The organism is Ferviditalea candida (assembly GCF_035282765.1).
Lineage (GTDB): Bacteria > Bacillota > Bacilli > Paenibacillales > KCTC-25726 > Ferviditalea > Ferviditalea candida.
This window is the reverse complement of record NZ_JAYJLD010000005.1, coordinates 168,881-186,582: the sequence shown is the minus strand read 5'-3', so window position 1 is coordinate 186,582 and position 17,702 is coordinate 168,881. Positions and strand designations below refer to the sequence as shown.

The following is a 17,702-nucleotide window of genomic DNA, read 5'->3' as shown; positions in this document are numbered from 1 at the left end:
ATTCAAAGACAGTCCAAGCCACCTAACGGTGGCTCGGAACACTACAAAAGTGACATTTTCTCGGACGAGTTAAGGTGACATTTTCTCAGACGTTTGACATACCCAAATTTCGACAAGGATATTTTGCCGTTTCCCCGCATTTCATGTATAATCTGGTTTGCATTTCATTATTGAAGGGGAGGATGTTGGATGTTCTCGGGGGATTTTGATTTTTTGTCCGATTCGACGGAGGTCACGAGCACCCGTTTCGTCTGTTTCATCACACGCAGCTTGAAGCGATTTGATTTGGCTATTGTAAATACCGACCGTTTCTACGGAAAAAAACTGGTGATCGATCTGCAATTCGGCGTTACCGCCATTATCGGTCCCGATGATCTTGAGGAAGAAGGATACTTGGAGAAGACATTCTCACTGGATGAAGCGGAAGCGAATGAATTGAGAAGCTTCCTTGAACAAATCGTCGGTACGGTAAATTTTACCGATTGACCCATCGCTTGTTGGATACATCTAAGCCATCCTCCCGAGGAATACTTAGTAATAAATGACTATGGGAGGCTTATCCAATGACACCATTTAAAAAAGAGCGCCGCAGAGAATTTACCGATTTGGCAACTGTTGAATCTCAGCGAAACGATCTTGCGGCGGAGGAGTTCCCCGAAGGCGCTTACGGCTCATCGCTGTTGGTTGAATCGCTCGGAAAAAGCAGCCCGTGGCGGGAGGATCAGCGTCCGCCGAATCGTTTTGTCTATGAAGACCGCGAGTTTCATGCAGGGCTGGAAAGGGATTACCCCGGCGATCATCCTACCCATGACGAGGATATCGCGAACGAGTTTCCGACCGATTAAGCATTCTGCGCTGCTTGATTCAGCGTTTCAGCGGATGCGGCGACCTTGGCCGACGACGTTCCGATTTCTTCAATGACCTGTACCAAAGACTCCACTTCCTGATCCGTTTTGTTCAGATCGCGGATATTGTGCTGCATCGATTCTTGAATCCGGTTAAAAATCCGGCTGGCCGCATCCGATTCCTTGCGTCCCTGGTCGATCATGGCCCGGACTTCGGCAATTCCCGCAACCACCTCCTGCACAAACTTTTCCGAATCGGTAATCAATCGGCGGATCGTTTCGGCGGAGGCTTTGGTTTCATCCGCCAGCTTCTTCACTTCGGATGCGACAACGGCAAACCCGGCTCCGTGACTGCCTGCTCTTGCCGCTTCAATGGCTGCATTCAGAGAAAGCAGATTCGTTTGATCGGCAATTTCCTTGACCAGATTCATAATCCCGGCAATTTGCGAAGAGGAGTCGCTCAGCTGGCTGACCGTCCCCGTCATCTTCTCGGAAGTTTGCAGAATACTCTCGATTCGGTCATCCAATTGCTGTATGCCCGTTCTTCCCTCTTCGGTCAGACCCTGCATCGCTTTGGCCTGCTCCAGCTTGATTTGAAACGATGAACGGATTTCATTGCTGCTCGCGACCAACTCCTCCACCGATGCGCTGGTTTGTTCGGTCAACGCAGCGAGTTCCTCGCTCAACGCTGCCATTTTCCATTTCAGTTCCTGTTTAACGCGCTGATATTCCTTCTCCCGCTGCCGAATATTTTCCGCTTCATAGGCTTCGAGCACAATTTGCTGTTCCAAATTCATCAGTTTGGCAATGACCTCATCGATCCGCAAGCATTTCTGCCTCTCCTCAACCTCGGTATTGACCATATCCATGAACGAATTAAGCAGACTTTGAAACGCCCCCATATACCACTTCGGAGACAATCCGATGCGCACATGCACGTCGGCAATCCTCATCCGTTTGGAGATAAATTCTGCATCAATCGTTCCGTTGAACATGTCCAATAGATGGTCCAGCAATGTCTGTTTCAACCTATCCAGGGTGGAGTGCTGGTGAATGATTTGCTTGAGCTCTTCCACCTGCAAAACCGTAGAATAGAATTGCTCGGTGATGCTGTCGATATGCCGCCGGACCAGCGGCTGAATGGCTTTGACCAGCTTGAGATCGTCTTCCGTCAAATTGATCATGCGGATCTGTTCCTTAAGATGAGTATGACCCTCCAATGAAATCCGCACCTGCTGCGTGCGTGACTTCTCGATCCAGGACGGTTCCTTGGATACCTTCTCCTTGCTTGGCGGTTGTTTCGCAACTAATTCAACCACCCCGGTCGGCACATGAAACGGGCTTTTCTTCGTCATTTCCTCACCTTTCACATTGGAATAGATTGATTATTGCCCATTCTTGCAAGCAAACTATCTATTTCAGCCGCGGGCAGCGGACGGGCAAACCAGAACCCCTGCATCACATGGCACTGCAAATATTTCAAAAAATCATAATGCCTTTCATGCTCCACTCCTTCGGCAACCACCTTCAATCCCATGCCGCGGGCCAGCTGAACGATCGCTGTCACCAACGCCCGATCTTCTTTTTTATCCGGGATATCTTTGACAAAATGATGGGCGATTTTCAACGCGTCAACCGGAAATTTCCGCAGCAGGGCAAGCGATGAATAGCCGGTGCCGAAATCGTCGATCGAAATGGAAATTCCGGCGGATTTCAGACTCTCCAATATTCTGATGCTTTCATCTGAACTGTGCATAATGCCGTTTTCCGTTATTTCAAGCTCCAAATATTGCGGAGCAAGTCCGGATTCTTTCAGTATTTTAAAGACAGTTTCGGTAAACCTTGACGCCTGAAACTGAGCCGGACAGATGTTCACGGAAACTTTGTAAGGAGTATATCCGGATCGCTGCCATAGTTTGTTTTGTTCGCAGGCGGTTTTCAACACCCATTGTCCAATTTCGATCATCAGTCCGGTTTCTTCTGCTACAGGCAAAAATTCGCCCGGCTGCAGCATCCCCCTTATCGGGTGGTTCCAACGAATCAAAGCTTCGAATCCGATCAAATCGCGGGTTGCCGTCTCATATTGAGGTTGGTAATAAAGTGCGAATTCATTATTGATTAACGCCCTTCGAAGCTCCGTCTCCATCAAGAGCTTTTCCTGATATTGCGAATTCATGCTGTATGTATATCTGGCGTAGAGATTCCTTCCCTTTCGCTTGGCCTCATACATCGCGGTGTCGGCATTTTTGACAAGCGTCTCCCAATCGTATCCGTCAAATGGAAATACTGCGGAGCCCAGACTGACCGTTACATAGATCATCTGGTTCCGAATGATCAGCGGTTCGTGAAACAGCGACAAGATATTCCGGAACCATTCGTTCTCCAATTTGCCGACGCCATCCATCCGGTAAAGAAACAAAAATTCATCACCACCGAAACGATACAGCCACAAATCCTCATTTACCAGACTCGATAACCGTTCGGCAATTTGATTGATCAGGGAATCTCCAATTGAGTGTCCAAACGTATCATTAATCTGTTTGAAACGGTCCAGATCCAGCATAACGACCGCAAACTTTCCATTTTCCGCATGCGCCGTCTCGATCATTCGCTGAACATCCAGTTTGAACATGCGGCGGTTCGGCAGCCGGGTAACATCGTCAAAATAAGCCATCCGTTCAATGGTTTTTTCCGATTCCTTTTGTTTATTAATGTCCACGACAGAGCCGATGATTTCATACATCCCGTTTTCCTTAAGATGGGGGGATAGCGTGACATGAAAATGATTTTGATTTAGTGATAATTCGAACGTAACGTTCTTGCTCCCCTCAGCCTCCTTGAATCGTTGTTCCAAGAAGACTGCCGTATCCTTTGGAAAAATATCGAAGCTGGTTTTCCCGGCAATTTCCTTCGTATTAAGGTTGAATTTTTCGGACAGCAAACCTTCAGACAAACGGTAAACATAATGACCGGCTTGATTTCGTTCCACTTTAAATATTGCAATATTCAGACTCTTGATTGTTCGTTCAAAATCGCTTTTCATCGCTTCTCTCAATGCTTGCTCCATAATTTTGCTTTCCGTGATGTCCGTTCTTATGGATATATATTGAAACGGCTTTCCTTTTTCGTCGATGAATGGAACGATCGTAGTGCGAACCCAATAGAAGGAACCATCTTTGGCGCGGTTCTTGAATTCCCCTTTCCATACGTTCCCGCGTGAAATGGTTCTCCACATGTCTTGGTAGTAATCCCGGCTGTGATGTCCGGATTGGACGAGTCTGTGGGTACGACCGATCAGCTCTTCCCTGGTATATTGGGAAATGCTGCAGAACAAATCATTGACATAAGTGATTTTTCCTGCGGCATCCGTAACCGCCAAAATACACGATTGATCCAAGGCAAACTTGATGTCCTCGAGTTCTTTTTTCAGATCGCTCACAGGCAGCCACCTACTTTGGTTTATTGAATACGATTAATATCATTATATTTGCTAAAATTAAGCAGAAATATCGGGGGATTCCCCGATATTTGTCGAATTCAAGACGTTATTTGACGTTTTTATGAACTTCTTGTAGATTTTTTTTAAGCTGTTGAACCTCCGACTTAAGCTTAAGATAAATCCAGCAATTCCTTGATGACGGCAAAACGGGCCAGCTCGCCGTAGGATTTTAAGCGCAATTTGTATACGATGTTAGACTTGTGTTTTTCCACGGTTTTCACCGAGATGACCAATTTCTCAGAAATTTCCTGATTGGAAAATCCCAAAGCGATATATTCCAAAACCTCTTTTTCACGTTTGCTCAGTTTGCCGAGCATCAGCTGAGTGCTGCCGCGCATGTGCGAAAATTCCTCCAGCTGTTCATCATATTTTATCAAAAGCCGGCCGAAAGTATCGCTAATCGCACTCTGTACAGGGGACATTGTGCGTAAAACAACGATCCATTGAAGGCGGCTCTCAAGTTTGACTTTAGAAGTGCTGACCAGCACGCGGGACGATCTTCCTGAACGGTCCAAAAATTGAATGGCGGATGATTCCCGGGGCATTTGCGTCATTGGACAATCGGAGCAAGTAAGCGCTTCCTTAATTGTCAAGACTCCGTTACATATCGTGCAGATCGATCTTCCCTCATTCAAATCTTTCTCGGAATATCCTGAGAGCCGCAAAAATGCGGTATTGCAGCCCTCGATGAGACCGTCCTCATTCAATAAAACGATGGCGTCTGTCATGCTCTCGCAAATCGTTTCCATAAGGCTGATTTTATCCCGATCGGGAACGTTCCACAACAGCATCTGATATCCTCCAGTATTTGTTGAAGTAATCGGGATTCTGTCAGTTCAACTGATCAGTTTCAGCAACCCTCCGAACTCCAGCGTTTCGAACATTCCGCGGACGCTTTCCGGATCGGGTGACCAGACACACTCATGCAGACCGCATTCGATCGGGATATCCCGGCGGATGGTAGCCAGATCCCTGGAAAGATGAAGCATGTCTAACTCCGATTCGATTTTATTGCGCACGCTTTTGGAGAGCGATTGAATATTTTCGAGTATCCCTTCCACCGACTCAAACTCTTGGAGAAGTTTCAGCGCGGTCTTTTCCCCAATGCCCTTGACTCCAGGATAGTTGTCGCTCGGATCGCCCATCAATCCCTTCAAGTCAATAATCTGCGCAGGCTTCAGATTCGTTTCCGCAAACAGGGTATCCGGATTATAAACCGCATAATTCGACTGTCCTTTTTTCATGAAAATGACGTGGACGTTTTCATCCACCAGCTGCAGCATGTCCCGGTCGCCCGTCAAAACGAACACATGGGACTGTTCGGCGTGTTTCCTGGAAAGCGTCCCGATGCAATCATCCGCCTCGTAACCCTCAAGCCCGATATTCGGCACGCCGAAGGACGCAACCACATCCTTCACCAGGTCAAACTGTGGAATCAGCTCCCCCGGGGGCTCCGCCCGATTCGCTTTGTACCCGTCGAATTTCTCCGCGCGAAACGTTCGGCTCCCCATATCCCAACAGCAAATCACGTGTGAAGGATTGAACGTGTCGACTGCGTCCCAAAAATATTTGACAAAGCCATATACCGCATTCGTTGGAATGCCTGCACTGGTTTTCATGATATAACCGCCGTAGGAGGTCGCATAAAACGCCCGGAACAGCAGGGCCATTCCGTCAACCAGCAGCACGGTATCGCCCGTGCGATTCAATGATGTCAATATGTATTCACCCTATCCCGTTTTGGTTTATTATATCACAGGATAAAGGAAGAGAGCGCGAAACCCGCACCCTCTTCCGGCATTTTGTTTGCATTTTGTTTATATTTCACGAACAATTCCTGCATAGTGTCAGTTTTTTTACCGAAATTCAAACTGTACCGTGACGTTGGCGGAAACAGTCACTTCCCCTCCGAATACCGGGGTGGAAGCCGACGCAGCAGAATCCGCCACCATCTTTGCGTTTCCGTAGATCACCGGCGGCATGCTGCCGCCGTTTTGGGTGATGTTCACAACACCTCCCAGTTCCTTTCCTGCCGATTGAGCCAGCGCTTTCGCCTTCGCTTTGGCGTTGTCCATCGCTTTTTGCAGGGCCTGCAGCTCATAATCCTGCGATTTTTCCGTGCTGAATTGGATGTTGTTCACCCGATTGACCCCGGACTTGGAAACATCGTCAAGCAGTTGGCCCAATTTGGGAAGATTGCGGTAGGTCACCTGAACCATATGGCTTGCGGTATAACCGGCAACCTTGGGGTTTTGCTTGTCGCTGTACTGATATTGCGGATAGACTTGAAAACTGGTGGTTTGAACTTCTTTTTTGTCGATTCCATACTGATTCAACAGCACGCTTTGCAGGTCTGCGAATTTCTTCGAATTCGTGCTTTGTGCAGCATTAGCCGTGTCCGCAGAGGTCTCGACGCCAATAGAAATATAGGCCACGTCCGGTTCGGCGGAAACTTCCCCCTGCCCGCTCACGACGATCAGGTGCTGATCCTGCTGAGCCGGAGATGATGAGCCCGCCGCAAAGGCAGATTGGCTTTTCAAGAGAACCGCTCCCGCCCCGCCGATCAGCGGCAGGACCAGCAAACCAGCAGCGATTCCCATGGCCGTCAATAAAAATCCCGTCTTCCTCTTCATAACAAAAACCCCTTTCATTTCATTGTCACCCTTCTGACGAGCAATGAATGAAAAAGGTTTCATCTATCTTGAGATAGAGCCGAAAATAAGTGCATTTTGGCAGGAATGTTGCGTGGCGGAAAAGCAAAGCATTAAGAAAGATGTGCAATTGCAGGTATTCTCCGCGCAGCCGACCCGACCGCACAAAAAAAGCGAAGCATAAATAGCCCGCTTGTACTTGGACTTGGGGGAACCTCCCCCACCAAAACTTCGTTAAAACAGAGCAAGAGATAAGGGACTTTTGGTCTCAAGATTGTTAAATGTACCGGTCCGCCCATTTTTGAACTTCATCCAAAACCGGTTCAAGCATTCTGCCTTTCTCGGTCAATTCATATTCGATGCGCACCGGGGTTTCCGGATAGACGTTGCGGATAAGAACCTCAGCCGCCTCAAGTTCCTTGAACCGTTCGGTCAGCATCTTGTCGCTGACTCCGGGAATGAGCGCGGAAATATCCTTGAACCTCTTCGGACCGGTCAATAGCACGCGAATAATGAGACCTGTCCAACGTTTTCCCAACAATTCGAAAGCCTGTTCGAATTTCGGACAAAGTTTGAAATCATGACTCATGGCCGATCAACTCCTTGATAATAGATTACCATAGCTGCTCGACAAAAGTAAGTTCCTGAGAGAATATGGTTAATTAAAATATTTCTGTACGTATCAACACCCTATGCATTTCCATAGCACCAGCGGATGGTGAAAATGGCAGGCGAAGCGTCCTCGTAGAATTCACATTGAATTATTTTTGTGGAAGTGAATTTTCAAGACTGGTACTATTACATGTATAAAAATGCGGCCATGAAGACTCACGCCAAGAAAAGAACGCGCCAAAGAGAGGAATTGATGCATAATGATCCGAATCTTTCCGGACAAATCGCGGTTTAACGCCGACCATGGATGGCTGAACAGCCGTTTCAGCTTTTCGTTTGCGGAATATTACGATCCCCACAATCTGCGATTCGGGCCCTTGAGAGTATTAAATGACGATATCGTGCAGCCAGGGACCGGCTTCGGAACCCATCCCCACCGTGAAATGGAGATCGTTACCGTGGTTCTGGACGGGGAACTCCAGCATGAGGACAGCACGGGGAACAAAGAAATCATCCGTTACGGTGAAATTCAACGAATGACTGCAGGGACGGGGATTCTCCACTCGGAAGTCAACCCTTCCTCCGATACCCCGGTCAATTTCCTGCAGCTGTGGATCGAGCCTGCCGAAAGAGGCCTGACTCCGTCCTACGAGCAGATCCGTTACACCCCTGACGAGATGCTCAATTCACTGCTGCCGGTCGTGTCCCAAAGCCTGCACGAAAAAAATCGGGTAGCCTACATTCATCAGAATGCCACTCTCTATTTGAGCAAGCTGGAGGCGGGCAGACAAATCGATTTCCAGCAGCAGCACGGCAGAAAAAACTTTTTATTCGTGATCGAAGGGGATTTAAAGCTCAACGGCGAGCATTCGCTCCAACGCAGAGACTCCGCCCGAATCGAAGACGTGGCGGATCTGCAGATTCACTCCGGCAGCGGGGCGTTCTTTATGCTGATTGATCTGCCCTAATGCTGCCCAACCCCGCGCCTGGCTTAAACTGTCTTCCTGGTTCCAAACGATATTTCGCAAACACTTGTCAAATGAGAAAAGGATGGGCTTAGCCCGAATCAAAAGCGTGCCGTGATCAATTGGCTGACCCCGAAAACGATGCTTTATTTTCCCGTGCTGTCCATCACAATTTTGGCCGTAATCGGAATGGGCATCCTGCTGCCCAATTCGATCCGGACTTATCAGAAGCTGCAAAAACCGGAGAAACAACACGCTTGCCGCGGTTCAAGGGACCTTCCAAGTGCTGATTATCATCGTTATGTCTCATTTGGTAGTGGGATAGTTCGTCCTTCGCTTAGGCTCAAATATCTATCGCACCCAGCCTACCCAGCAAAAAAAGAACCGTCCGATCGGGCGGTTCTTAGTATTGCTTATGAGTGTCAGTTGAATCCTTCGCTTTGCCGAAGGAAGGATTGGGGCTATTCATACATTGTGGGCTTGACGCCGTACTCTGTCCTCTCATTCCTTTTTTTAAATAAGAGAAAAAAGTTATCTTATTCCTAGAATAGTCTGCCTCGATAATGAAAAAATCTAGAAATAAAGTAACGAATTTCCCCTATTCCTCTTTTTAACAATTTCGAAGAAGAAATAAGAGAACTATTTGCCTCTATTTTGTCCACCAGCATACAATCCGCGTTAAGATCCGGCCCGACGCTTTTTTTGCAAAAATCGCCCGATCCGGTCGGCCGCCTCCAGCAAACGGTACTCCTCCTGGACAAGCGCGATGCGAACGTAGCCCTCGCCTTCCGAACCAAAAGCGTCGCCCGGCACAACGACAACTCCGGTCTCCAGCAGAATTTCCCGGGAAATTTGTCGGGAGGTCCACCCTTGCGGAACAGGCGCCCAAATAAACATGGTCGCCATCGGTTTCGGAATATGCCAGCCGTGCTGCGCAAACCGTTCAATCATCGCATCCCTGCGCCGTTCATAAAGCTTGCCTATCGGCCCCGCTCCGCTCATATCCTCCTCCAAGGCGGCAATGCCCGCCTTCTGCACGGCCAGATAAATTCCGTAGTCAATATTCGACTTCAAAATCCGCAGAGCTTTGACGGCATCCGCATTGCCGACAAGATATGCAATACGGCAGCCTGCCAAATTATAGCTTTTCGACAAGGAGTGGAATTCGACCGCCACTTCTTTTGCTCCGTTCACTTCCAGAATGCTGGGCGGCTTGAAGCCGTCGAAAGCCATCTCCGAATAGGCCAAATCATGGGCCAGCAGAATATCGTATCTGCGCGCAAACTCGACCCACTGTTCAAAAAAAGCGCGGTCAGCCACCGCGGACAGCGGATTGCTCGGATAATTCAAAATCCACAGCTTTGCCCTGCGCGCAATCTCCTCGGGAATCTCATCCAACCGGGGAAGATATCCGCTTTCTTCCCTCAGCGGCACAAAGTACGGCTCAGCCCCTGCAAGGCTTAGGCTGGCGGCATATATCGGATACCCCGGATCGGGAACCATTACGACATCCCCCGGATCAGTGACGGACAACGCCAAATGAGCCAGACCGTCCTGGGATCCCATCAAGGCCAGCACCTCCCGATCCGGATCCAATTCGACGCCGAACCGGCAGCGATACCATTTTGCAACTGTTCCCCGGAATTCCGGGCTACCTTCCGACCCTGGATAACGGTATAAGGACCGGTCCTCCACGCCCTCTTTCAGCGCGCGGATCACCTTATCGGACGGCGGACGATCAGGGCTGCCGATCCCCAGATCAATCACGTCAATCCCTCTGGCCTTCACCTCCGATTTCCATTCCGCTATTTCCGCAAAGATGGCCGAGCCCAGTTGCTCCAGCCGTCTCGATCCTTTTATGCCCATGCCTGATCTCCTCATCTTCTCAAGCTGTCGTTTTGTTCAAATATGGTTATCTCCCTGTTCCCTTTCGCATCCACACTAAGCCATGGGGAATATGCGATGAATATATCCGATCATCAGGAACAAGAACAGGGCAAGGCCCGCGTAGGCCAAGCCGAACCTCCAGCGCGTCGCGTTCGGAACGTCGTAATATTTGTCGCTGACATAGACCTCGCCGGAAATTTGGCAGTGCACAACGATTTTATCGGGAACCGGCTTCCAATTCGGAATGTGTTCGATGTGTGTCATTTTGACACCCTCAAGAAGCATCTGGTGCGGCAAATTTACCGCAGTCCGGACGCCCAGGCTTTCCCAGAACACTTCCACCTTCTGATCGCCTTCCAAAGTGGAATAGGTGACAAAGGCCAACTCGGCCCGGTGCTGCTCCCCCGGGATGAACGAACCTCTTTCCACCAGATAATCGCCTGATATTTCCATATGAAAAGGGATGGTTAGAGAGGTTCCCGATTTCTTGTTGCGCACGTACTTTTTATACAAATCCCAGGCAAACAACAGCCAAATGATAAAAAACAGAATGCTTCGCAAATACAGGATGACAAAAAAACCGCCAATCAGTCCAAAAAGCCACAGCCAACGCGTCACAGCCACGGAAATGCGGCCACCGTCCAAAGGATGGATGGGCAGAAGGTTGATTAAATTGAGGAAAAAGCCGATATACGCAATGGCTACCCACAGCATTTGATCCAGCCAAACGCCCAACAGCAGTGCCGCGAAAGCGCCGATACTGCCGATCAACGGCCCCCCGAACGCGATATAAGCCTCCGTCACCGCATCCCGCGGGTGCTTTTTCATGGTAATCAATGCGCCCAAAAAAGGGATAAACACAGGCAGTGAAACTGGCAGCTTTTTTCGTTTGGCCGCGAAAACATGCCCCATTTCATGCACAAACAGCATGATGACCAAGCCGATGGCGGTCTCCCACTTCCCCAAAAGCAAAGCATAGCTGACCACGGAAATCAGCATGCTCAGAATGGGACCGGCCAATTTTATCAGCAGCGGAAGAATCATTTTGATTTTGGTAAACAGCAGCAGAATTCCGGCCCCGACCCAACCCCAAGGCCTCGATTTTTTCGTTTTTTTTATTGATTCGTTCAATCGGCATTCACACCTTTATGATTCGACACCCAGTCATCCACCCCAGATTTCTTCGAATTGCTCCTCGTTAAAACCGACCGTAACCCGGTTTCCGTCCGTCACGATCGGGCGTTTAATCAGCTTTCCGTTGGCCGCCAAAAGCCCGATCTTCTGTTCATCCGACAGTTCCGGCAGTCGATCCTTCAGGTTCATTTCCTTATAGACTTCACCCGATGTATTGAAAAACTTCTTGATGTCCAGTCCGCTTTTGCGGACAAATTCCGCCAGCTGCTCCGCGGAGGGCGGGCTCTCGACGATCGGTATGCTATCCATCTCTACATCGTGTTCCTGAAGCCATTTGACGGCTTTTCGACTGGTGCCGCATTTCGGATATTGGTAAATAGTCACTTTCCGCATAAAGCATTACTCCTTTATTCTATGATTGTCGGATGCAAACATACGCAGCCGATTCATCAGCAAAGCCATGTCCTCCGGAAGCTCCGCGATAAAATCCAGCCTTTGGCCGCTGACGGGATGGTCAAAGGACAACCGGGAAGCGTGCAGCGCCTGACGGCTGATGAATTCTTCGAAGCTCGGTTGTTCCGCTTCTCCGTCAAGCCTGCGATACAGCTTGTCCCCGATAAGCGGACAGCCGATATGCTGCATATGCACCCGAATTTGATGGGTTCTGCCCGTCTCCAAACGGAGACGCATCCGGCTGGCAGCGCCGAAGCTCTCTTCCAGCCGGTAGTGAGTCACCGCCGGATAACCGGTTGGCGTAACCACCCGGATATGGGGCTCAAGCGGGTCCCGGTCGATTGGACCTTCTACAGTGCCGGATGCGGCAGGAGGCCTTCCGTAAACGAATGCGATATATTCCTTGACAACGTCTCCCGCTTGCATTTGCAGGGCAATCATTTGCTGCGCGTAAGGATTTTTGGCCACTGCCAGCACACCTGATGTCTCTTGATCCAATCGATGAACGGGACGAAACCTGTGCTGCTTGCCCGTCTCCCGCCAATGGTAAACTACGGCATTCGCCAGCGTATCGGTATAGTGCCCGTGTGTCGGATGGACAATCATGCCGGCCGGCTTGTCGACAATCAGCAGATGGTCATCCTCGAACAGAATGCGGAGCGGAAGCTTTTGCGGCAAAATATCTGTCGACCGCTCCTGCGCCATGCTCACCCGAACGACATCCCCTTGCTTCACAGTCACGTTGGTATACTGCCTGACCCCGTTGACCGTAATGCCCTCCTCGGTCAATTTCAAGCGGGAAAGCAGCTTTCGCGAAATCCCCAATTTCTGCCTCAAAACCGTACGAAGCAGCCATCCCTCTTCGCTTGAAGTCACAATGTATGTCAGAGGCTCGTAATAGTTCATGATTCCGTCCGAAACACCTCTGCGCTGCGCTCATATTCGACATCCTTGACATTTTCCCGGCTGTTTGCCGTTCGGGCGGCCGCAAAGAAGAAATCCGACAAACGGTTTAAATAGCGGATTACCTCCGGATTGATTTCGCTGGTCTTGGCCAATGTCACCACTCTTCGTTCCGCCCTGCGGCTGACGCTGCGGCAGACGTGCAGCGCCGATGAGACCGTTGTTCCGCCCGGCAGGATAAAACGGGTTATCGGCGGGTTCTCCTCCTCATACAGGTCGATCCACTGTTCCAACCGGTCAATCATGTCCGCGGTTACCTTGTACGGCCTGTCCTTCTTCCCGACATACGCAAGATCGGAGCCGCAGTCAAACAATTCATGCTGAATCCAAATCAATTTATCCCGCATCTCGGCAAATCGTTCCCCATCCATGAAGCCTGCCGCCTGCCCGACAAAGCCGTTCAGCTCATCAATCGTGCCATAAGCTTCAACGCGGATGTCATCCTTATCCACACGTCCTCCGATGACCGAGGTTTTCCCCTCATCGCCCGAACGGGTATACATTTTCACTGGAGCTCCCCCTTCATCCATCCGTCCCGGATTCGCCCATTTGACTCTATGCCGGAACCGGAGATTCAATCGTCCGAATCGCTGTTCGATTCCATCATAACATATTTGCAAACATTCCAAAAAGAACCCAAAAAAAAGAGCCGATTGCTCAGCTCTTCAACCTAGGCATTGCGATGAAATAACTTCGAAAAGGCAAAGATCAATTAAATCGCTTGATACTTTGCCGCCAAAAGTGGAACTAATTTCATCGCGAGCCCTAATTGATCAACTCTTCATTCGAAGCTTCATATATGCATTAATTTTTTCGTCAAGGATGTGACTGATTTCCAGAACATTCTGCGACGTCAGCAGCTTGTGTTCCTGTATGACCCGCTCCATCCTAAGCCGGAGCTGGAAGATTTCCTCCTCGAGAGCATTCGTAAGGCGATTGCGGTCGGAAACTTTTGTGCCGAAGCGATGGGGACGTTCCAGAATCAAATGCTCCGCAATACTGCTCGTCATATGATATTGAGTTACTGCCATTAGCAACCCCTCCCTGATCTACAGACGACAACGGAAGAATCCTCCTAATGGTCTCATTATAGCAAATCTATGAAAAATAAACATCCATTTTTCAAATATTTTTAATCCTGTTAACAAAATTTCCGATCCGCTCGAGAGCTTCGGAGAGCTGCGGCACGGATGTAGCGTATGAACACCGGATGAATCCTTCCCCTCCCAGTCCGAAGACATGGCCCGGAACGACAGCAACCTTGGCTTCGACAAGCAGACGCTGGGCGAATTCATCGGAGCTGATACCCGTGGATTGAATTGACGGAAACGCATAAAAAGCTCCCTGCGGCTCATGGCAGTCCAATCCGATTTCGCGGAAACCTTTTACCACCAAACGGCGGCGCTGATTGTAGGCTTCCACCATATGGTCTTTTTCTTCAAGACCGTTTTTCAAAGCTTCGATTGCCGCTACCTGCCCCATTACGGGAGCGCACATCACGGTATACTGATGAATTTTGAGCATCGCCCCGATCAGCTCCGGGTGTCCGCAAGCGTAGCCCATTCTCCAGCCCGTCATGGCAAAGCTCTTGGAAAAGCCGCTGACAAGCACAGTGCGGTCCTTCATTCCCGGAATCGAAGCAAAGCTGACATGCCGGCTTCCATAGGTGAGTTCAGCGTATATTTCGTCAGAAATCACGATCAGATCGTGTTCCTCCACAACTTTCGCAATCGGCAGCCAATCCTCATAGGTCATGATTCCCCCGGTCGGATTGTTCGGGTAGCACAGAATCAAAATCTTTGTGCGGGAAGTAAGCCTGGCTTTCAAGGCTTCGGCAGTTATTTTGAATTGATCGCGGGCGAAGGTTTCGATGCCCACGGCTTTGCCGCCAACCAAGGAAACGATCGGCGAATACGAAATGTAGCTCGGCTCGGGAATCAGCACCTCATCCCCCGGCTCGACCAAAGCGCGCAAAGCCAAGTCAATCGCTTCGCTGCCTCCGACCGTCACCAGAATCTGATTGGAAGGCTCATATTTCACATTGAACCGGGTATATAAATATTCGGCAATCCCTTCACGCAGCTCCGGCAGTCCCGCATTGTGCGTATAGGCGGTTCTTCCCTGCTCCAACGAATACACGCAAGCTTCTCTTACGTGCCAAGGAGTGACAAAATCCGGTTCGCCGACCCCCAGAGAGATTACATCTTTGCTTCCGGCAACCAGATCAAAAAACTTACGGATACCAGAAGGCGGAATTTCTTTGACAGAAGAAGCAAGATAATCCTGCATGGATTGGCGTTTTCCCTTCATCTGGTTCAATTCATCCTGACGAATCATGAGGAAATTCTCCCTTTACGGTGAAATCAGCATACGGTGATCCCCTTCGTGCTCTTCGAAGATAATCCCATCCTGCTTGTATTTTTTGAGAATGAAATGTGTCTTTGTAGAAATGACAGATTCAATCGTAGACAGTTTGGTGGAAACGAATAAAGCGACTTCTTTCAAAGTGCGCCCCTCAATCTCGACCAAAAGGTCATAGGCGCCGGACATAAGGAACACCGTTTTGACCTCCGGATAAAGATAGACTCTTTCCGCTATCGCATCAAAGCCCCTGCCTCTTTCGGGCGTAATCTGCACTTCAATCAGAGCCGTTACCTTGTCTTCATCCAGCTTGCTCCAATTCACCACAGTCGAATATTTGACAATGATTTTCTCATCCTCAAGCTCCTGAATGACCGCCTTGACCTCCTGTTCGGTCACGCCGAGCAGCGTGGAAAGGAGATCCGCGCTTCGTCGCGAGTCCTCCCGCAGCAAATCCAGAACCTTGAACTTCAGTTCACTCATCCGTCGAACCTCCTGAGCATTTGTGCATTTATGCATTATACTCCATATTACAACGAAACGTTGAAACCTGCAAAGAAAAATCCGCCTGTTGGGCGGAACAAAGTGATGAGAAACCCTAAGAATGAAATTAGGCATCGTGATGAAATAACCCCGAAAAAGCAAAGATCAATAAAACCAACGTATGGACAAGGATACTTTGGTAAATGGGTTGAACCCCTAAATGCAAAATCCATCAGTATTTCTCAGCTTTCCAGAAAAAACAACAAGCTGTCAACCGAACTGTTGCAACAGATGTTTGCCGACCTGGTCGCCCAAATCTCTCGACTCAGCACACCGGTTACCGGAAGAATCGGTACCGTCAAATTATTGGATTCCACTACCATGAGTCTGTGCCTGAGCAAGTACAAATGGGCCACGTATCGGAAAACGATGTGTTTGATCGCGGCTATGTGGATTACCAGAAATACGATCAGTATTGCGTGGAGGGCACCTTCTTCGTTACCCGGTTGAAAGACAATGCCGTTTGTCTCATTGCCTACTGCCTCGTACTTTTGATGAAGCTGGAACTCAAGACGACCAAAACCTTGCTGGAGCTCAGTCGTTTGATCAAAGCGCATCTGAACCAATCGTGGGAAGCCCTGCGTGCCGCTATATTTCGAAGGCCGTCACGAACTTCAAAGGGGCGTCAGAAAGTGGCGAAAGCTTAATGAGCATAACGAAGTCCCGCTCCTTGAAATGACATATATTGCCAAATGGAAAATAGCTACCTTGTAATCACAGACCCTTTAACTTTTTAGCCATTGCCACGGAAACTCAAGGCAACGGAGCTTCGAGGCACTTTCCAATGCGCAGCCGGGAGTGGCAAACAGATGAATACAACCGAAGTTTATATTCACCTTTTTGCATAGAAACTACCAAAGTGCCTCCTTCAAAAAATATCCATGCTGAGGTATCTTTCACCGGTATCCGGTGCGATGCAGACGACTCTTTTGCCGGGACCCAGCTGCTCCGCCACCCGGATGGCCGTCCATACGGTCGCTCCCGAGGAGGGCCCGACCAGAATGCCTTCTTTGGCCGCCAGATCGCGCACCGTCTGAAGCGCGTCCTCATCGGAGACTTGAACGATCTCGTCATAGACCCCGGTGTTCAGTATGCTCGGGATAAAACCCGGGCTTGTGCCGACCACCTTGTGCGGTCCCGGCTGCCCGCCGGAAAGCACGGGAGAGCCTTTGGGCTCAACTACATAAATGCGAATGCCCGGCAAATGTCCGCGCAGCGTTTCGCCTGTGCCCGTGATTGTCCCCCCGGTTCCGGAAGAGGCCACGAATGCGTCGATCCGGCCTTCCATCTGCTGCAGGATTTCCAACGCAGTCGTTTTTCGGTGCATATCGGGATTCGCCGGATTTTCGAATTGCTGGGGAATATAGCTGTTGGGAATCTGGCGATGGAGCTCCTCCGCCTTGCGGATGGCACCGGGCATGCGTTCCTTCGCCGGCGTCAGCACGACCTCCGCCCCGTACGCCTTCAACAAATTGATTCGTTCCTTCGTCATATTATCCGGCATGACGAGAATCGCCTTATACCCTTTGGCTGCCGCATTCATCGCCAGCCCGATGCCGGTATTTCCGCTTGTCGGTTCGATGATCGTCGCGCCAGGTTGGATGAGTCCGTCTATTTCCGCCTGTAAGATCAAGTTGAATGCCGCACGATCCTTCACGCTTTTGCTGGGATTGAAATATTCCAATTTCACAAAGACTTCCGCCGCACCTACCGGCACGATCCGTTGAAGGCGAACCACCGGTGTATCGCCAATCAACTCCGTAATGCTGCCGACCATTTTGGCCATGGG

General features: G+C 49.7%; 19 protein-coding genes. 4 read left to right on the top strand and 15 right to left on the bottom strand.

Annotation, left to right across the window (positions count from 1 at the left end):
• Nucleotides 1–189 precede the first annotated feature (189 nt).
• The gene (locus tag VF724_RS05540; protein WP_371753226.1) at nt 190–486 is read left to right on the top strand and encodes a DUF3055 domain-containing protein; all 297 of its coding nucleotides are present in this window, start codon (nt 190–192) and stop codon (nt 484–486) included.
• 77 nt (nt 487–563) lie between these two features.
• Nucleotides 564–845 carry a hypothetical protein gene (locus tag VF724_RS05535; protein WP_371753225.1) on the top strand — a complete coding sequence of 94 codons (282 nt, stop codon included), beginning with the start codon at nt 564–566 and terminating at the stop codon, nt 843–845.
• Here VF724_RS05535 and VF724_RS05530 read toward each other — a convergent pair.
• From VF724_RS05530 to VF724_RS05505, 6 genes are all read right to left on the bottom strand, one after another.
• Nucleotides 842–2,200: a protoglobin domain-containing protein gene (locus tag VF724_RS05530; protein ID WP_371753224.1), complete on the bottom strand. Its 1,359-nt coding sequence runs from the start codon at nt 2,198–2,200 to the stop codon at nt 842–844. The genes VF724_RS05535 and VF724_RS05530 overlap by 4 nt on opposite strands.
• 11 nt (nt 2,201–2,211) lie before the next feature.
• Nucleotides 2,212–4,284 carry a sensor domain-containing protein gene (locus tag VF724_RS05525; RefSeq protein WP_371753223.1) on the bottom strand — a complete coding sequence of 691 codons (2,073 nt, stop codon included), beginning with the start codon at nt 4,282–4,284 and terminating at the stop codon, nt 2,212–2,214.
• A 170-nt stretch (nt 4,285–4,454) separates the two neighbouring features.
• On the bottom strand, nt 4,455–5,135 hold the full coding sequence (locus VF724_RS05520; protein WP_371753222.1) for a helix-turn-helix transcriptional regulator: 681 nt from the start codon (nt 5,133–5,135) through the stop codon (nt 4,455–4,457).
• Nucleotides 5,136–5,180: 45 nt separating this feature from the next.
• Nucleotides 5,181–6,053 carry a 5'-3' exonuclease gene (locus VF724_RS05515; protein WP_371753232.1) on the bottom strand — a complete coding sequence of 291 codons (873 nt, stop codon included), beginning with the start codon at nt 6,051–6,053 and terminating at the stop codon, nt 5,181–5,183.
• A 147-nt stretch (nt 6,054–6,200) separates the two neighbouring features.
• Nucleotides 6,201–6,977: an SIMPL domain-containing protein gene (locus VF724_RS05510; RefSeq protein WP_371753221.1), complete on the bottom strand. Its 777-nt coding sequence runs from the start codon at nt 6,975–6,977 to the stop codon at nt 6,201–6,203.
• Nucleotides 6,978–7,272: 295 nt separating this feature from the next.
• A complete protein-coding gene (locus VF724_RS05505) occupies nt 7,273–7,584 on the bottom strand; it encodes a winged helix-turn-helix transcriptional regulator (RefSeq protein WP_371753220.1) in 312 nt (103 codons plus the stop codon).
• A 283-nt stretch (nt 7,585–7,867) separates the two neighbouring features.
• On the opposite strand from VF724_RS05505, the gene VF724_RS05500 reads away from it, so the two are divergent.
• The gene (locus VF724_RS05500) at nt 7,868–8,575 is read left to right on the top strand and encodes a pirin family protein (RefSeq protein WP_371753219.1); all 708 of its coding nucleotides are present in this window, start codon (nt 7,868–7,870) and stop codon (nt 8,573–8,575) included.
• Between the two features lie 675 nt (nt 8,576–9,250).
• On the opposite strand, the gene VF724_RS05495 is transcribed toward VF724_RS05500, so the two are convergent.
• From VF724_RS05495 to VF724_RS05460, 8 genes are all read right to left on the bottom strand, one after another.
• Nucleotides 9,251–10,438 carry an aminotransferase class I/II-fold pyridoxal phosphate-dependent enzyme gene (locus VF724_RS05495; RefSeq protein WP_371753218.1) on the bottom strand — a complete coding sequence of 396 codons (1,188 nt, stop codon included), beginning with the start codon at nt 10,436–10,438 and terminating at the stop codon, nt 9,251–9,253.
• Nucleotides 10,439–10,513: 75 nt separating this feature from the next.
• Nucleotides 10,514–11,590, bottom strand: coding sequence for a site-2 protease family protein (locus VF724_RS05490; RefSeq protein ID WP_371753217.1), 1,077 nt, complete (start codon nt 11,588–11,590; stop codon nt 10,514–10,516).
• 33 nt (nt 11,591–11,623) lie between these two features.
• A complete protein-coding gene (locus VF724_RS05485) occupies nt 11,624–11,986 on the bottom strand; it encodes an arsenate reductase family protein (RefSeq protein ID WP_371753216.1) in 363 nt (120 codons plus the stop codon).
• Between the two features lie 6 nt (nt 11,987–11,992).
• Nucleotides 11,993–12,955, bottom strand: a complete 963-nt coding sequence (locus tag VF724_RS05480) for an RluA family pseudouridine synthase (RefSeq protein WP_371753231.1) — start codon at nt 12,953–12,955, stop codon at nt 11,993–11,995.
• Nucleotides 12,949–13,518, bottom strand: coding sequence for a cob(I)yrinic acid a,c-diamide adenosyltransferase (locus VF724_RS05475; protein WP_371753215.1), 570 nt, complete (start codon nt 13,516–13,518; stop codon nt 12,949–12,951). Before VF724_RS05475 ends, VF724_RS05480 begins: the two co-directional genes overlap by 7 nt.
• A 264-nt stretch (nt 13,519–13,782) precedes the next feature.
• Entirely contained in the window at nt 13,783–14,040 is a 258-nt protein-coding gene (locus tag VF724_RS05470) for an aspartyl-phosphate phosphatase Spo0E family protein (protein ID WP_371753214.1), read from the bottom strand.
• A gap of 91 nt (nt 14,041–14,131) precedes the next feature.
• Entirely contained in the window at nt 14,132–15,346 is a 1,215-nt protein-coding gene (locus tag VF724_RS05465) for an aminotransferase class I/II-fold pyridoxal phosphate-dependent enzyme (RefSeq protein ID WP_371753213.1), read from the bottom strand.
• 15 nt (nt 15,347–15,361) lie between these two features.
• Nucleotides 15,362–15,853, bottom strand: coding sequence for an Lrp/AsnC family transcriptional regulator (locus tag VF724_RS05460; protein ID WP_371753212.1), 492 nt, complete (start codon nt 15,851–15,853; stop codon nt 15,362–15,364).
• A gap of 389 nt (nt 15,854–16,242) precedes the next feature.
• On the opposite strand from VF724_RS05460, the gene VF724_RS05455 reads away from it, so the two are divergent.
• Nucleotides 16,243–16,560, top strand: coding sequence for a hypothetical protein (locus VF724_RS05455; protein ID WP_371753211.1), 318 nt, complete (start codon nt 16,243–16,245; stop codon nt 16,558–16,560).
• Between the two features lie 221 nt (nt 16,561–16,781).
• Here the strand turns inward: VF724_RS05455 and cysK are convergent, their stop codons facing one another.
• On the bottom strand, nt 16,782–17,699 hold the full coding sequence (cysK, locus tag VF724_RS05450; protein WP_371753210.1) for a cysteine synthase A: 918 nt from the start codon (nt 17,697–17,699) through the stop codon (nt 16,782–16,784).
• Between the last annotated feature and the right edge of the window lie 3 nt (nt 17,700–17,702).

Excerpts from the sequence above, each read along its gene's own strand:
- VF724_RS05510 (WP_371753221.1), bottom strand. The coding sequence starts at position 6,977 with ATGAAGAGGAAGACGGGATTTTTATTGACGGCCATGGGAATCGCTGCT.
- VF724_RS05485 (WP_371753216.1), bottom strand. The coding sequence starts at position 11,986 with ATGCGGAAAGTGACTATTTACCAATATCCGAAATGCGGCACCAGTCGA.
- VF724_RS05520 (WP_371753222.1), bottom strand. The coding sequence starts at position 5,135 with ATGCTGTTGTGGAACGTTCCCGATCGGGATAAAATCAGCCTTATGGAA.
- VF724_RS05470 (WP_371753214.1), bottom strand. The coding sequence starts at position 14,040 with ATGGCAGTAACTCAATATCATATGACGAGCAGTATTGCGGAGCATTTG.
- VF724_RS05495 (WP_371753218.1), bottom strand. The coding sequence starts at position 10,438 with ATGGGCATAAAAGGATCGAGACGGCTGGAGCAACTGGGCTCGGCCATC.
- VF724_RS05530 (WP_371753224.1), bottom strand. The coding sequence starts at position 2,200 with ATGACGAAGAAAAGCCCGTTTCATGTGCCGACCGGGGTGGTTGAATTA.
- VF724_RS05465 (WP_371753213.1), bottom strand. The coding sequence starts at position 15,346 with ATGATTCGTCAGGATGAATTGAACCAGATGAAGGGAAAACGCCAATCC.
- VF724_RS05535 (WP_371753225.1), top strand. The coding sequence starts at position 564 with ATGACACCATTTAAAAAAGAGCGCCGCAGAGAATTTACCGATTTGGCA.
- VF724_RS05540 (WP_371753226.1), top strand. The coding sequence starts at position 190 with ATGTTCTCGGGGGATTTTGATTTTTTGTCCGATTCGACGGAGGTCACG.
- VF724_RS05460 (WP_371753212.1), bottom strand. The coding sequence starts at position 15,853 with ATGAGTGAACTGAAGTTCAAGGTTCTGGATTTGCTGCGGGAGGACTCG.
- VF724_RS05500 (WP_371753219.1), top strand. The coding sequence starts at position 7,868 with ATGATCCGAATCTTTCCGGACAAATCGCGGTTTAACGCCGACCATGGA.
- cysK (WP_371753210.1), bottom strand. The coding sequence starts at position 17,699 with ATGGCCAAAATGGTCGGCAGCATTACGGAGTTGATTGGCGATACACCG.
- VF724_RS05505 (WP_371753220.1), bottom strand. The coding sequence starts at position 7,584 with ATGAGTCATGATTTCAAACTTTGTCCGAAATTCGAACAGGCTTTCGAA.